Below are 13707 nucleotides of genomic sequence, written 5' to 3'. Positions count from 1 at the left end.
ATTCATGAGATTTGCCAAACTTGTAGTGACGACGTTTGCTGTTTCCTTTCTGCTTAGCACACAGGCCAGGTCGCAATTAATCGTCACCGACCCGGCAGTGACAGTACAAGCGGGCCTAACAGCGGGTTCCACAGCGGCGATGCTTATAAAGTCAGCTCAGACGCTCGCTACCACGATCGAAATGGTAGAGATACTGAAGTCGTCATTTGCTGTCACGGGTCTGCTGGGCGCACTGAACCAGGGAAACCACTACCCATCGAGCAATAAGCTGGAGGGGCAGATGTTTGATGCTCGGGCGCCGGTTTCGACCATGGCGCGTACCATTGTGCAAGACCCAACCCGGAGAGTCACCGGCACCGATTCAGAAGCGAAACTGTTAGAGGGGCAAATCACTGGTGCCGCCAATGCGGCAGCTCTTGCAGCCGACACTCTGGACACAATGGACAAGCGCCTTAAGGCTAACGACAACACGCCTGGTCAGCTTTCGCGCTCGCGAAATATTGTGCAGGCCACCGTGACCAACGGTCTGGTCCTCAAGCAGATTCACGATGCGGTCATCCAAAATGTCGAGGCCACGAGTCTGCTGACGATGACCACTGCACAAGGCAGCCTTCACGCCGTGGAGGAGGCCGCCACGCAGCGTCGCGAGCGCCAGGACACCGCCAAGATGTTTGGCACACTGCCGTGAACCACGCAGAGTTCGTCCGGCTCAACTGGGCTGATCAGGGACAAATCAGGCTCAGGCCATGAATTTCAAGATTGCCGCGCCATTCACGGCCATACACACGATCTTTGATCTGGCCTTTACCTCAGGGCTGCACAACGTGCTTGAAAAGATCCAAGAGGCGGTCAGCGCACCTCTGGTTGCGTGTGTAACGCTTTGGATAATAATACAAGGCTGTCTGGTCATGCGTGGTCAAGTCGATGCGCGCGGGAGTATCTCGCGCGTAATCATGGTGTCGATTGTCGTTGCCCTGATCTTGGACCAGTCTAACTACCAGCAGTACATTGAAGCGTTCTTCGACGACACGATTCCAAGATTTGCTCACAAGATAAGTAGCAGCGACTTGCCATTCGTCGATATTCCTCGGAAGCTAGACTTTATGTTTGCTGCAAGCCAGTATGCTTTTCAGATGATTGCTTCCGAAATTGGGACAATGAATGGCCAGGACATACTTGCCTTCCAGGGAGCGCAATGGATTTTCTACGGCTCGCTGTGGACGGCGTTCGAGATCTACGATGCCGTTGGAATTCTGACGAAGCTGCTCTTGGCGATCGGCCCCCTGGTCCTTGTCGGCTACCTTTTTGATCGCACGCGAGACATGGCCACCAGATGGATCGGCCAACTGCTCTCGTACGGGCTGCTGCTTCTCCTTCTCAACATCGTTGCGACGATAGTTATTGCGGCCGAAGCAGTCTCGCTGACAGCAATGCTTATCATAATCAAAATGTCGGGCACGACAGCAGCCAAGATCATCGGGCTTTACGAGCTCGATATGCTCTTCCTCGCTGGCGACGCTCTGATCATCGCGCTTCCGACGATCGCCAGCAGCATCGCCGGCGGCTCTTTGGCAGGCGAGAACCGACCTCTTAGCAACCTCAACCGCTACTTTGCCAAAACGGCGGGTGGTTAATCAATCAACCGGTGCCAAAAACATGAAACGCTATCTACTGTTGCTAATCCTCGCTTTGGCGGCCTGCAAGACAACCGATCGGCTTGCGACCTGCACGGGTACGCCATTCCAACTGAACGCGGGACAATGGGAAACCACTCCTGAGGATCTTCAGGTCGAGTGCGCGGAAGAGCCCAAGTGAAATTTCCTGAACATGCCCTTCTGGTGGAGAGAGAAACGCTAGCCGCTCACTATAAGAAGGTGGAAGCGTTTCAAACTTCTCGAGCGAAGTCTGCGCGGCGCTTGTCAAAGGCGCTTATAGCCTTTGCCGCAGCGGCGGTCCTGGGAAATGTCGCCCAGGCATTTACCATCGCTGCCATGGTCCCGTTGGCCAAGCTCGTACCTGTGTTCCTCTGGGTGCGGCCGGACGGTACCGTTGACAGCGAAGTGTCAATCTCTCGACTGCCGGCAACCCAAGACCGAGCCGTCATAAACGCTTCGCTATGGGAATATGTACGCCTTCGCGAGGGCTACACGGCAGATACAGCCCAATACGCCTATGACCTCGTCTCCAGTTTCAGCGCACCTTCTGTGCAACAGCAATATCAAGATTTCTTCAACTATCCCAACCCCACCTCGCCGCAGGTCACGGTTGGGAAGCGCGGCAAGCTCGAGGTCGGGCATATTTCATCAAATGACATCAGTCCCGACGTTCAGCAGATCCGATACAAACGTACGCTTGTTATCGATGGGCAGACGCCGATAGTGACCTCCTGGACTGCTACCATCCGCTACGAGCGCTTGACGGGTCTGCCTGGGCAATCGAGGCTCACCAATCCGGGAGGTCTACTCGTCACATCCTATCAAGCCTCGCAAGACACCGTATCGAACCTGGGCTTCGTGCAGCCATGACAAAAAGAGCATTTCTGGCGCTGGCCTGTTCACTCTTCCTGACGATGGAAGCGTGCGCCGAAGACACGCCACTTGCCGGCAAGCATGATGCTCGGATGCGCTACCTGGCTTACCGCCCCGACGAAGTGGTGCGCCTATCGACCGCAGTTGGGGCAACGCTGGTTGTCACATTCGCGGCCAACGAGACCGTCGCAGCCGTGGCCGTTTCCAATAGCAAAGACCTGGCTGCGCTCCCGCGCGCCAATTATCTCTTTTTCAAGGCTAGCCGGATGCTGTCGCCGCAGCCGGTCGTCGTGCTGGCCGAGAGCGAGTCCGGTACCCGCAGATACGTCTTCAGCATTTCAACGAAAGCGATGCCAAAACTCGATGAGAAGCAACCAGATCTATACTACAGTGTGCAGTTCACCTATCCTGCTGATGAGGCTGCTGCTCGGAGAAAGGAAGCAGAAAGGCGCTCAATTCTTGGCCAGGCCCGGGCGAGAGTGCTGCAAGACGAAAGAGTTCGGGATTTGTTGAATCGGCCCGCCGCAGCTGCCAGTCCGGACGACAGCAATTTTCACTACGTCGCAAAGGGCGATCGGTCGCTCGCGCCGTTGGAAGTCTTCGATAATGGCTTTACGACCGTATTTGGATTCGCAAGCAATTCCCGCATACCCTCCCTCTACGTTATCAATCCCGACGGCAAGGAAGCCGCTGCCAATTACACGGTCAAAGGCGACTATGTTGAAGTATCCGCCGTCGCCCGGGAATGGCGTCTGAGAGATGGCAACACGGTCTTGTCCATTTTCAACAGAGCTTATGACCCTGTGGGACGAGCGCCAGCGACCGGTACAGTGACACCCGACGTGTGGCGTGTTTTGAAAGGCTCGGGACGATGAATGAAACCGGTCCACAGGCGGGACATGATGTCCATGCATCCGGATCGATGGTCTCGGAGCCGGCCCGCCGGCATGTTTCGGGATCGCAGAAGTTGGCCGTCGCTGCTCTTGTTCTCATCTCGTCTCTATCGCTCATCTGGCTCGGAGGTCGTTCCAGCACACAAGACGAACCATCTCAGCCAAAACCGCCAATTGACGCCAACGTCGAGCCATTCCGTCCCGTGCCAATCGAGGTTGCTCCCGAACCTCCAGCACCCGCAGAGGCGGCCAAGGCGGCAGAGCCTGCGCCATCCACGCCGCCCCTACCAGCGGCAGATGATCCGCCGCCGGAGGAATCACCAATTTTCGCCTACAGCGGCAGCGGTCAAATGCCCAATGACGATCAGCGGAGCGAAGACAAGCAAAATGATGCTCCGGCGACCGCAGATGAGATTTCAAACGGTGGCGATCTGTCAGGCCGATTGAAGCCAGATATACAGGAGCCGAGCCGGGCCACACTTTTGCCGCACCCTGATCTCGTGATTACTCAAGGAACGATCATTCCCTGCATTTTGCAAACTGCGGTCGACACAAATTTACCCGGCTATGTGAAGTGCGTCTTACCTAAAGCCGTCCGAGGCGCCACCAACAACGTCGTGCTCTTGGATCGCGGGACAACCGTGATTGGCGAGATCCAGCGCGGTCTCCAGCAGGGGGATGCGCGTGTATTCGTGCTGTGGACGCGCATCGAAACACCCGACCATGCCCTCGTTTCGATAGCATCGCCGGGGGCTGACGAGCTCGGCCGCTCCGGAATGCCTGGCACGGTGGACAATCACTTCCGGGAACGCTTTGGCGGAGCGATTCTGATGAGCGTCATCCAAGGCGCGTTTCAGGCGGCTGGTCAATATGCGGCCAGCTCTGGCGGAGGAAGCGGCACCAACAGCTTCCAGAGCAATGGTGGACAAGCCGTCGAGACGACATTGAGAGCGACGATCAACCTTCCCCCAACCCTGAAGAAAAACCAAGGAGACGCCGTATCCATCTTTGTGGCTCGGGACCTCGACTTCTCGGATGTATACGATCTTAGAGCGACTGCCGCAGCGCCATCCCCCCAACATCGCGAACGCCGGAGAAACAACAATGCAATCGGAGGCTGATCCTCAATTGCGTTTGCTTCTCGATCCCGTTCTGAAATGGCTTGAGGAGCCAAGAACCGAAGAGGTCGCTATCAACCGGCCTGGGGAAGCCTTTGTCCGACAGGCCGGCGTTTTCACGAAACATCCACTGCCGCTGTCTTATGACGATCTGGAGGACATCGCGATCCTCGCCGGAGCGCTGCGCAAGCAAGATGTCGGACCGCAAAGCCCCCTCTGCGCGACTGAGTTGCCGAACGGAGAGCGGCTGCAGATCTGTTTGCCCCCCGCAGTACCCTCAGGAACAATAAGCCTGACGATACGGCGTCCCTCAAGTCGTGTGACCGAACTCAAGGAAGTTTCTTCTCGCTACGAGTATTCGCGTTGGAATCAATGGCGGTCACGAAAAGAGCGCCAAGAGCGGCAGGACGAAACGATTCTTCAGCACTACGACCATGGTGACTTGGAGCAATTTTTGCGAGCCTGCGTCTGCGGGCGGCTCACAATGCTGCTTTGCGGACCTACTGGAAGCGGCAAAACGACAATGAGCAAGACTTTGATCAACGCTATACCCCCGCATGAGAGGTTGATCAGCATCGAGGACACGCTCGAACTTGCAATCCCGCACGAGAACCATGTCCGCTTACTCTATCCAAAGGACCGAGCAGGCGCAGGGGCGGTGACGGCCGAGCAACTGTTGCAAGCCAGCTTGCGCATGCGCCCTGATCGAATATTGCTTGGCGAGATGCGCGATGACGCCGCTTGGGCCTACCTTAGTGAAGTCGTCTCCGGCCATGCGGGATCGATATCAACGATTCATGGGGCTGATCCGGTACAAGGTTTCAAGAAGCTCTTTTCACTCGTCAAGAGCAGCGCGCAAGGAGCCGCTGTCGAAGACCGCACGCTTCTTGACATGCTGTCGGCCGCCATTGACGTCATCATACCGTTCCGTACCCAAGGCGACGTGTATGAGGTAGGAGAGGTATGGCTCGCCGCCGATGCCCGGCGACGGGGAGAGACAGTAGCCGACCTTCTCAACAAGCACTAAGGCTGGAACAACGTCTCGGGATCGGTAAGCCGGTGTCGACGCGTCATTCTGTTCTGCTTCGATATCTTTTTGACGGGCCTTCTCGCAGTGGTTGGATAGGCTGAGCGATTCGGCGGTATCATGCCATCATCATTGTACGAACCGCATGCGCCATTGTCCGGGACGAGACCGGCTTCGCTAGCCAAAGGACGAGGGCCTGATTAGCGGATATGACCGGCATGGAGTCGATTTGGCCGACGACTATGACAGGCACCGTCATGAGGGTGGGGCATACGGATTCGGCCTGTCCTCGCTCCAGGAAAGGCGTTCTACCTAAAATCACCAGGTCTGCTGCCTTCCCGCTTTCGGTCCACTCGCAAAGACCTTCGAGGGTCGCGAAGCCGACCGGCTCATAACCCAGCGCGGCGATCTGGTCCCTGTAGATCTCCAACTCTGCTGGATCGGGCTCCACGACTGCAACGATTTCTCCGTTGCCAAGTGATCCGTCGTACCGACCGAAAGCGATGTCAGCGCTGACTGGCTCCTCGTCGGAGGCCGGTAGGTAGATATCAAACCGCGTCCCTCGGCCAACAGCCGACGTGACATCAAGGCATCCTGCGAGCGCGCTCACGTGCCTGTCAACCGCAGCAAGACCCAGCCCGGTCCCGCCGACGACAGAGCGCGTGGTAAAAAAGGGCTCAAAGACATGCGGAAGTATCGAACTTGCGATTCCTGGGCCATCGTCGCTGATGGAGAGGAGAACGTAATCTCCAGGTCTCAGGGTGCCCTGAGCCAGCGACTTGGTTTGGCGCACCTGGGCGCGAGAAACGCTGACCTCGACACGGCCCTCGTTCAAGACAGCCTCCGACGCGTTCTTGCATAGATTCATGAGGATCTGCTGTATCTCGGTTGGGCTGCCCTCGACCACGGTTTGCCACTCGTTGACCTTGAAGTTCAACTGAACATCCGACCGAACTGTGACCCGCAGCAATGGCGCAAGATCCATGACAATTTCGGAGACGTTGAATGGCACTGCCACGCGCTGTCGGTTTCGGCTTAGTGACAGAATCTGGTCGACGATCAGCTTGGCTCGGTGTCCAGCTAAAATGATCTGGTCGATGTGATTACGGATTCTGGAGGGGCGACGCACAAGGCTTTGGGCAATCTCTGAATAGCCGATTATTGCCCCTAAAATGTTGTTGAACTCATGTGTAACGCCGCTTGCGATCGTGCCCACGGTCCTCAGCCTTTCCACATGCTCCCATCGACTCACCAGAAGGTCGCGTTCCGTATTTATACGTTGCAGTTCAAGATGGTTGCTCAAACGCACAATGGCGCTGGCAAGAACCCGCAGGTCGTCTGCTGAGGGGAGTGAGCGATCTCCTTCAAAAACAAGGATGCAAACCACAACCTGCTGATCGGAAGCCCTGCAGGCAACAATTTGAAAAACACCGGAAAGCCCTAGGGCGGTCCGAACGACGCGAAACACTGGCCGTCCGGCTCGGACAAGTGAAACGACTTCATCAATAAGCGCCACGTTCCAGACGGGTGTGTACGTGTTCGCCACAAAGCACTCGGTATGCCTGCTGAGACTCGGATCCACCAGTGCGAGCGCGCATTGATCCGCATCGAAAACGCGTTGAACGACTCTGAGCGCTTCTTCGGTGGAAAAGCGCGCCGAGGCGTCCTTTGCTTTACTTTCGTTGAGCCGAGTTTCGATCTCACTCATTGCCTCTTCAAGCTCCAACCGCCTTTTCAGCCGGTTCGTCCGCAGAGGCTGCCTGGAGAACCGAATGATCGCAAATATGCAGAGGCACATGGACACCAAACCGAAGAAAAGTCGCGTGCGCTGCGCTTGCGCGCTGGCCAAGCTGTAGCCTTCCAGGTGCTCTCGCTCCAGTTCGGCGGCCTTGGAGAACGTGTCCGGAGATGCGATCTGATCGGCAGCTTCGTCCAACCTCCATGAAGAAGATAAGGCAGCTCCAGCCTTGCTCAGAACGAGCCTCGGTTCAGCCGAAAGCACGATCAGCATCGAAAGTTCAACCATGCTCGACGGTGCCCCCCCAAGGCGACCAATCGAGCGAGCTAGCTGCGCAAGACAGCTTTGCATGAGCTGATTTTGTTCGACCAAGACTGAGACGGCAGCCTTTTTGCTTTCGATCGAGTTTATGAGCTGCGCGAGCAATCTGGATTGCTCTGATCTCTCATCGGAGGAAATCTCGAAAGAACGTTGCAAGTTTTCACGAGTCTTTTGCAATGCCTGTCCGGTAGAAGCAACCGAACGGTAGTCCAATGTCATATCCGTCCCAGCGCGGACGACGTCGCGCCGGAGCAATGCGTCATTGATCTGAATCGTTCGCAGCTGGCTTAGAACCGCGTGATCGATCTGCGGGGGCTGGCCCTGCGTCCCGACCAAGAGCGCAATCGAGGTGGCTAGGGCGATCATAATTGCTTTGTCGGAACTGAGCCATGTTTCCCAGGGAAACGGCGTTTGATCCGCGATGGACCCCTTGCGAAGGTCTGACATGAATTCCAGTTCATGGGCTCGGTATGCGGCCGGATGCTGCTGGAACAGGAAAGCCACGCCTACCTCTCCCCCTTATGAGAATGGCTTAACACCGTTACCGAACTTGGTCCTGGTCCGCTTCCAGCGCGAAATAAGCGCCCAAAGCGCCTACGCGACGCGGAGCACATCCTTATGATCTTGAAAGCAGATCAACATGACGCGCAGGCGGTGCTTCGACCTGTTACGGCGTCAGCTTAGGCCCAGGATGAAGCGCCGATTGGGCGCGCGGATAGGGCGCGTGTTTCCGGGATATAGCGAGGTAAATCGCTCTATATCTGCTGGGTCGACATCAACCGGTTCCGTCGCCACCATCCAGTCGACGTTTTCCGTGCATGGCGGCGTCGTCAAAGATCCTTCATATGTCCAGTAGCCAAGAGAAGCCGGCAGAAGCTCGTTGGGGTCGACGTCATCGACGGCTGCCTCTTCGCCTGACGTTGCAGGAAATGCGGCAGCAAGCCTGGCAAAGCTGGCATTTGTGGCGCCTGGCTTCAGAAACACGCCCAAAACACCCACAGTATCGCTGTTGCGGTCCTTATGGACAAAATGCGCTTCCATCGGGAAACTCTTACCTGCGACGTGGTGCTCGCTTGGTGCATGGAAATGGAACTCTAGCAGCTCATAGACACGATCCCCCCGAGTGAGCGTGCTGCCTTGCGGCAGGTTGATCTGAATGGTGTGGCCGTTGTTCACCATTCTGCCGCCGCCCCGGTGCCAACCTATGGCGATGTGCGGAATATCCGCTTTGACCGCGCCCCTGATATCGACCGGCGATTGCTGCATGCCCGCCGAGCAGACCAAATTCGTCTGGTCCAGATGCCCCCATTGTTCGGGGCCGACCGGGCCGGCATATCCCCATTCGGTGCTGGCCGCCCGCGCGGCTTCAGCGCAAATGGGACAAGCGCCGAGTGCAACGAATCCTTTGATCAGATTACGACGGTGCATATTGCTGTGGCTCCTACTGAACACTTCAATTTGGCGTGGCATGGGAACTGCGGGCGCAGCTGTAATGTGGGCGACAGGGCCGAACAGTTCGGCACGCCACCATCGCGGCCTCAGGGGCGACCGACGGTCCCGCGCACGGCCGTGCTCGCCGGCTACATGCGGTTGTCGCAGCTATTTTCCCCCGGTAGAGGATAGTCCCAGCTACCCGGCTGTATCCATGCTCATTGTCTCCACGACCGCCTTTTGCCGTTCGGCTGCAGATCACATTGGCAACTCCACCGAAGATGGCAGCACCCGGGCCGCACTGGGCAAGCGATTCCACTCAACAACTCCGATGGCCCCACCAGGCCAACTGACGCTTCATATTCATCATCGAACAGCCAGAGAAATCGATTGCTTAGATAAAGAAGCATCCATGACGTGGATGCATACATTGCCATTGCCCAATTTGCGGTGCTGCTTGGGACGCGCCGGCTACGGAAAGGAGGGTCCGCCATTTCCCGACGACAACAACGCGGCTGAGAACTGGGCGAGGTGGAAAGAAATTTGAGTAGACCTTATGAGGTCTTAAGTGGTCCGATTTCGGTCTCCTGGCCCGTCCAAGTCTTAAACGTGACACGCGTGTTGCTCTGCCAGGTCGGCCGAACTTCCGCGGTTCGTCTAGTCGCATAAGGGGTCGACATCTTCGATGCCGACAGCTTTTGTTCGCGATGAAAGGTCACGACAGCGTGCCCGCTCAGGGCGAGCAATCTGGAATTGAGCCAAGCATGGCCCGCTCGGTTCGCACCGGCACATGCGCATCGTCCGCAGCTCACCTAACGCCGAATGGGGATCGGGTGATGTATGCTCACGAGATTGGCGCATCTGGTGCAGGACGATATCTTTTGGGGGGCGGGTACAGTCTGGCCAACTCTCGACAAATCCCGAATTCGGACTTATATAAAAGACCTAAAACTAGTTAAGGTCGTTTTTATGAGACAAAAATGCGCTCGACGGTGACCGACACATTGCCTCCCAAAGTCAAGCGGGCGCTCGGCAAGCTGGGCGCCGACATCGCGCTCGCCCGTAAAAAGCGCAGTTTGACCGTAATGATGATGGCGGAACGACTCGGCATCGCAAAGAGCACCTATCTGAAGATCGAAAAAGGAGACCCGACAGTTGCTATGGGGGCTTATGCCATGTCCTTTTTTGTTCTGGGTTTTGACGACGCTCTGACTAAAATCGTCGACACCCAGCGCGACGAACAAGGCCTGCTCCTCGACGCCGAACGTTTGCCCAAAAGGGTAAGGGTGCGGAAGTCGACCGGTGCAACATGAGACGTTCTATTGCTGTTCACCTCGACGAGGAAGCGACGCCACTGGGCACGTTGCGCTATGATCAGCAGGGTTCGCGCGAGAGCGCTGCTTTTGAATACGATGCGAGCTGGCTGAAAGCAGCGGACGGATTCTCGATCGAACCCGGTCTGCCACTCGTCACTGGCCCTCAATTCCATCGAAAGAGCGGCGACGGATCCGTGTTCCACAACGCGATCGCCGACACTGAGCCGGACGGATGGGGTCGGCGTGTCATCCAGCGCGACCACGCCAAGCGTCGCCAAGAGGCGCGCCGGGCGGGAAATGTCGCGGAAACTCGGCCTCTGAATGCGATGGATTACCTCTTGGCGGTGGACGACATGAGCCGCATTGGTGCGTTGCGGTTGAAGGACGAAGAAGGGCGCTACCAAAGAGCGGCGGAAGAGGGTCGACGCACCACGCCGCCCCTCATCGAGATCGGTCAACTCCTCGCAGCTACGCACGCCGTCGAGACCAACACCGAGACGGCGACGGATCTCGCCTATTTGCGTGGACGTGGCACGTCCCTAGGGGGCCTTCGCCCGAAATGCTGTGTCGTCGACGATGACGGACGCCTCGCTATCGGTAAGTTTCCGAGCGTTGCCGATGATCGATCTGTCACAAAAGGCGAGGTGCTCGCCATGATTCTGGCCAGAAAAGCCGGCGTAGAGGCTGCTGAAACACGTTTGATCGACAGCGACGGCGCTCCTGTCGCGCTCATCCGGCGCTTCGACCGGACCCCGAACGGAAATCGACTCATGTATGTCTCCGCCGCCACCATGATCGGCGCGGAGTCAGGGGACGCTGGCGAGCATAGCTATACTGAACTCGTCGATATGCTTCGTCGGCACGGCAGCCAGCCAGCCGCCGACATAGAAGAGCTTTGGCGGCGTATCGCCTTCTCAATCCTTATCACCAATGTCGATGACCACCTCCACAATCACGGCTTTATCCATGTGGATCGCGGGCAATGGCGCTTGGCGCCTGCCTTCGACATCAACCCATTCCCCGAGCGTGTGCGAGACCTGAAAACCTGGATATCGGAGGAAACCGGGCCTGAAGCGAAGATCGACGCGTTGATGTCCGTCATTGCTTATTTCCGGATCAAGACCGATCGAGCAAAGACCATCCTCGCAGAAGTCGAGAGGGCGGTCTCCACATGGCGTGAGGAGGGGCGGGCGCTTGGGATGACCCACCAAGAACTCGATAGCTTCGCTGACGCGTTCGAACATCGCGAAAGGCAAGCCGCCCAAAGGGCGCTGCAATAACGGGTGAATGCGCCCTTGTTCCTCGGGAACTGTGCCTCAAGTCGTCTGCTCCGATCCGCTCGTTTTGTGCTCACGTCACCTCGGAGGGCGAGAAAAGAGTGTTGGGGAACGGGTACGCGCGGCCTCAGTCGTGCGTTCGATGGAAAGCACTGTGTGAGGAGAATCCTCCCCATCATGCAGTGACAGGAGATGATCACCGATTTCCTTATCCGCTGCCGTGAGCCGATGATTCAGGCGTAGAAAGTCCATCCAGGTTGGCGTGCGGAATGTCTCTGTCCAAATCGAAGGCGTTTGAAGATTGCGCTGCAGTGTCCAGTTTCGCGCACCGGCACGGCTCTGAACATGCCGCCTGGCGCGCATGTAGCCCAGAAAGGTCTCGATATTCTCTTCGGGTATCCGATACTCCACCTTGACCACTATGGGTCCACTTCTGGGCTTCAAGTCGAGTGCCAGCTCCGGCGGGCGAAAATCCGAACTTTCCTGATCCGTTTCCTCCCATGGACCGACGGGAAACAGCATTCCCGCAGCCGCAACCAGCAACAGAGCGCCTGCGGCGCCCTCCAAAGCCCAGCCTAAGGAGTAGTTCTGTGCGACAGTACCCCAGATCCAGCTGCCAGCCGCCATCCCGCCTGCGCTCAAGGCGTAGTAGATCGACAATGTGCGGCCGACCACCCATCTGGGGCTTGCCAGTTGCACCGACACGTCGATCCCAGTCCAGGTGATGAGCCAACCCGCGCCGCCAAGTGCCAGCGAAACGGCCGCCACGGGGACCGATGATGTGAGTGCAAGCGAAAGGCAACATGCCGCACAAGCGACGGAGGCGAAGGACACCAGCCTGTTTTGAGACGTGATCCGCCTTAGAAAGCTATTGCTCATGCCCGCAATGAAAGCACCCATCCCGAAGCCGGCCAGCAAGATGCCGTAGATAATCGGGCCGCTCTTCAGCTGGTCCCGGACAAATAGAGGCAGCAATGCAAGGATGGAGATGCTTGCCAGGCCGAAAAGGGTTGCACGGGCAATCGCTGCCCTGATCTCCAGGGACATCACAGTGAAGCGCACTCCGTCGTGAATTGCCATCGTCATGCGTTCACGAGGGAGAGGGGAAGTGCGAACGTTCCATCGTGTGCGCCATATCGCGGTTAGCGGCGCCAGATCACTCAGCGCTGCCAAGGCGAAAGCGGCAAGCGGTCCAAGAAATGCCAAGACCACGCCCCCCAAAGCCGGACCAACGCTGCGCACAATGTTGTATCCTACGGACATCAGGGTGACCGCGGCCGGGATGTCCCTTTTGTGAAGGATATCGCCAACAGATGCGTGCCAGGCCGGATCATTCAAGGCAAAGCCGCAGCCGGCCAGGAAACCCAATGCGAGAATTAGCCATGGACTGGCAAATCCCAGACCCACGGATATCATCAGCGTCGTTGAAGCCAATGCTATCAGGCAGTGCCCCGCAAACATCACCCATCGGCGGCTGAAATTGTCGGCAATGGCTCCGGCAACGATTGAGAGGAGGAACACCGGCAAGGTGGATGCAGCCTGCACGAGCGCAACCATCAGGTCCGAAGCGGAAATAGTGGCCATCAGCCAACTGATGGCCACCGTTTGCACGAGCCAGCCCAGGCTGGAAATTTGTGTGGCGGTCCAGATCGAGCGAAACACCGGGTTTCGAAAGGGAGCGAGCGTTGCTGAGGCAGGCAGATGGGTATTGTTTTCGGACTGCATGATCATTGCCTTCGAGGGGCCGCTTGTTCAATTCTCGGCTGCCGGTGCTGCCGCTACAATATTGATCTATGGACCAGAAGGGCCGGACTTATCGACCAGGAGGACTTCGTCGAGGTGAGGAGGGGTGATGAACTCTGCTGGCTCCGCTCTCCCATGCTGGCGCCGACAACCCGGAAAGACAGCATTGCCGATCGTGCTGATCGACAGAATCGTCTGCAACTTTGATCGCTCTGGCCTGACCACGCCAGCGCCCATGAAGCTTGCCGGCGACCATTTTTTCGTGCGCCCGTTCGTTCGTGTCATCGGTGACGGATCCTGTGCATGACCGCGTAC

The 13707-nt window shown here is 57.4% G+C and carries 13 protein-coding genes; 10 read left to right on the top strand and 3 right to left on the bottom strand.

Annotated elements, in window-relative coordinates; all coding sequences use genetic code 11:
- Nucleotides 1–4 precede the first annotated feature (4 nt).
- From MESCI_RS28020 to virB11, 7 genes are read left to right on the top strand one after another with little or no spacing between them, the layout of a single operon-like run.
- Nucleotides 5–688, top strand: a complete 684-nt coding sequence (locus MESCI_RS28020; RefSeq protein ID WP_013533340.1) for a type IV secretion system protein VirB5 — start codon at nt 5–7, stop codon at nt 686–688.
- A 58-nt stretch (nt 689–746) separates the two neighbouring features.
- A complete protein-coding gene (locus tag MESCI_RS28015; RefSeq protein ID WP_013533339.1) occupies nt 747–1634 on the top strand; it encodes a type IV secretion system protein in 888 nt (295 codons plus the stop codon).
- 22 nt (nt 1635–1656) lie between these two features.
- Nucleotides 1657–1815, top strand: a complete 159-nt coding sequence (locus tag MESCI_RS28010; protein ID WP_013533338.1) for a type IV secretion system lipoprotein VirB7 — start codon at nt 1657–1659, stop codon at nt 1813–1815.
- On the top strand, nt 1812–2525 hold the full coding sequence (locus tag MESCI_RS28005) for a type IV secretion system protein VirB8 (RefSeq protein ID WP_013533337.1): 714 nt from the start codon (nt 1812–1814) through the stop codon (nt 2523–2525). Before MESCI_RS28010 ends, MESCI_RS28005 begins: the two co-directional genes overlap by 4 nt.
- The gene (locus tag MESCI_RS28000) at nt 2522–3403 is read left to right on the top strand and encodes a TrbG/VirB9 family P-type conjugative transfer protein (protein ID WP_013533336.1); all 882 of its coding nucleotides are present in this window, start codon (nt 2522–2524) and stop codon (nt 3401–3403) included. The genes MESCI_RS28005 and MESCI_RS28000 overlap by 4 nt, the downstream gene beginning before the upstream one ends.
- On the top strand, nt 3400–4542 hold the full coding sequence (gene virB10 / locus MESCI_RS27995; RefSeq protein WP_013533335.1) for a type IV secretion system protein VirB10: 1143 nt from the start codon (nt 3400–3402) through the stop codon (nt 4540–4542). Before MESCI_RS28000 ends, virB10 begins: the two co-directional genes overlap by 4 nt.
- Entirely contained in the window at nt 4526–5566 is a 1041-nt protein-coding gene (gene virB11 / locus MESCI_RS27990) for a P-type DNA transfer ATPase VirB11 (protein ID WP_013533334.1), read from the top strand. Before virB10 ends, virB11 begins: the two co-directional genes overlap by 17 nt.
- A 118-nt stretch (nt 5567–5684) precedes the next feature.
- On the opposite strand, the gene MESCI_RS27985 is transcribed toward virB11, so the two are convergent.
- Complete coding sequence (locus MESCI_RS27985; RefSeq protein WP_013533333.1) at nt 5685–8129, bottom strand: ATP-binding protein; 2445 nt, start codon at nt 8127–8129, stop codon at nt 5685–5687.
- A gap of 171 nt (nt 8130–8300) precedes the next feature.
- Nucleotides 8301–9053, bottom strand: a complete 753-nt coding sequence (locus MESCI_RS27980; protein ID WP_013533332.1) for a carbonic anhydrase — start codon at nt 9051–9053, stop codon at nt 8301–8303.
- A 983-nt stretch (nt 9054–10036) separates the two neighbouring features.
- Between MESCI_RS27980 and MESCI_RS27975 the strand changes: the two genes are divergently transcribed.
- Complete coding sequence (locus MESCI_RS27975) at nt 10037–10369, top strand: helix-turn-helix domain-containing protein (protein WP_013533331.1); 333 nt, start codon at nt 10037–10039, stop codon at nt 10367–10369.
- Entirely contained in the window at nt 10366–11652 is a 1287-nt protein-coding gene (locus MESCI_RS27970; protein ID WP_013533330.1) for a type II toxin-antitoxin system HipA family toxin, read from the top strand. Before MESCI_RS27975 ends, MESCI_RS27970 begins: the two co-directional genes overlap by 4 nt.
- Nucleotides 11653–11727: 75 nt before the next feature.
- Here MESCI_RS27970 and MESCI_RS27965 read toward each other — a convergent pair whose 3' ends face one another.
- Nucleotides 11728–13374 (bottom strand): MFS transporter, encoded by a 1647-nt coding sequence (locus MESCI_RS27965; RefSeq protein WP_013533329.1) that lies wholly within the window; start codon nt 13372–13374, stop codon nt 11728–11730.
- 184 nt (nt 13375–13558) lie between these two features.
- Here MESCI_RS27965 and MESCI_RS27960 point away from each other — a divergent pair, with 184 nt between their 5' ends.
- On the top strand, nt 13559–13699 hold the full coding sequence (locus MESCI_RS27960) for a hypothetical protein (RefSeq protein ID WP_155767326.1): 141 nt from the start codon (nt 13559–13561) through the stop codon (nt 13697–13699).
- Nucleotides 13700–13707: the final 8 nt, after the last annotated feature.

Source organism: Mesorhizobium ciceri biovar biserrulae WSM1271 (assembly GCF_000185905.1).
Lineage (GTDB): Bacteria > Pseudomonadota > Alphaproteobacteria > Rhizobiales > Rhizobiaceae > Mesorhizobium > Mesorhizobium ciceri.
Note: the sequence above shows the minus strand (reverse complement) of the source record. Positions and strands in the feature narration are given on the sequence as shown.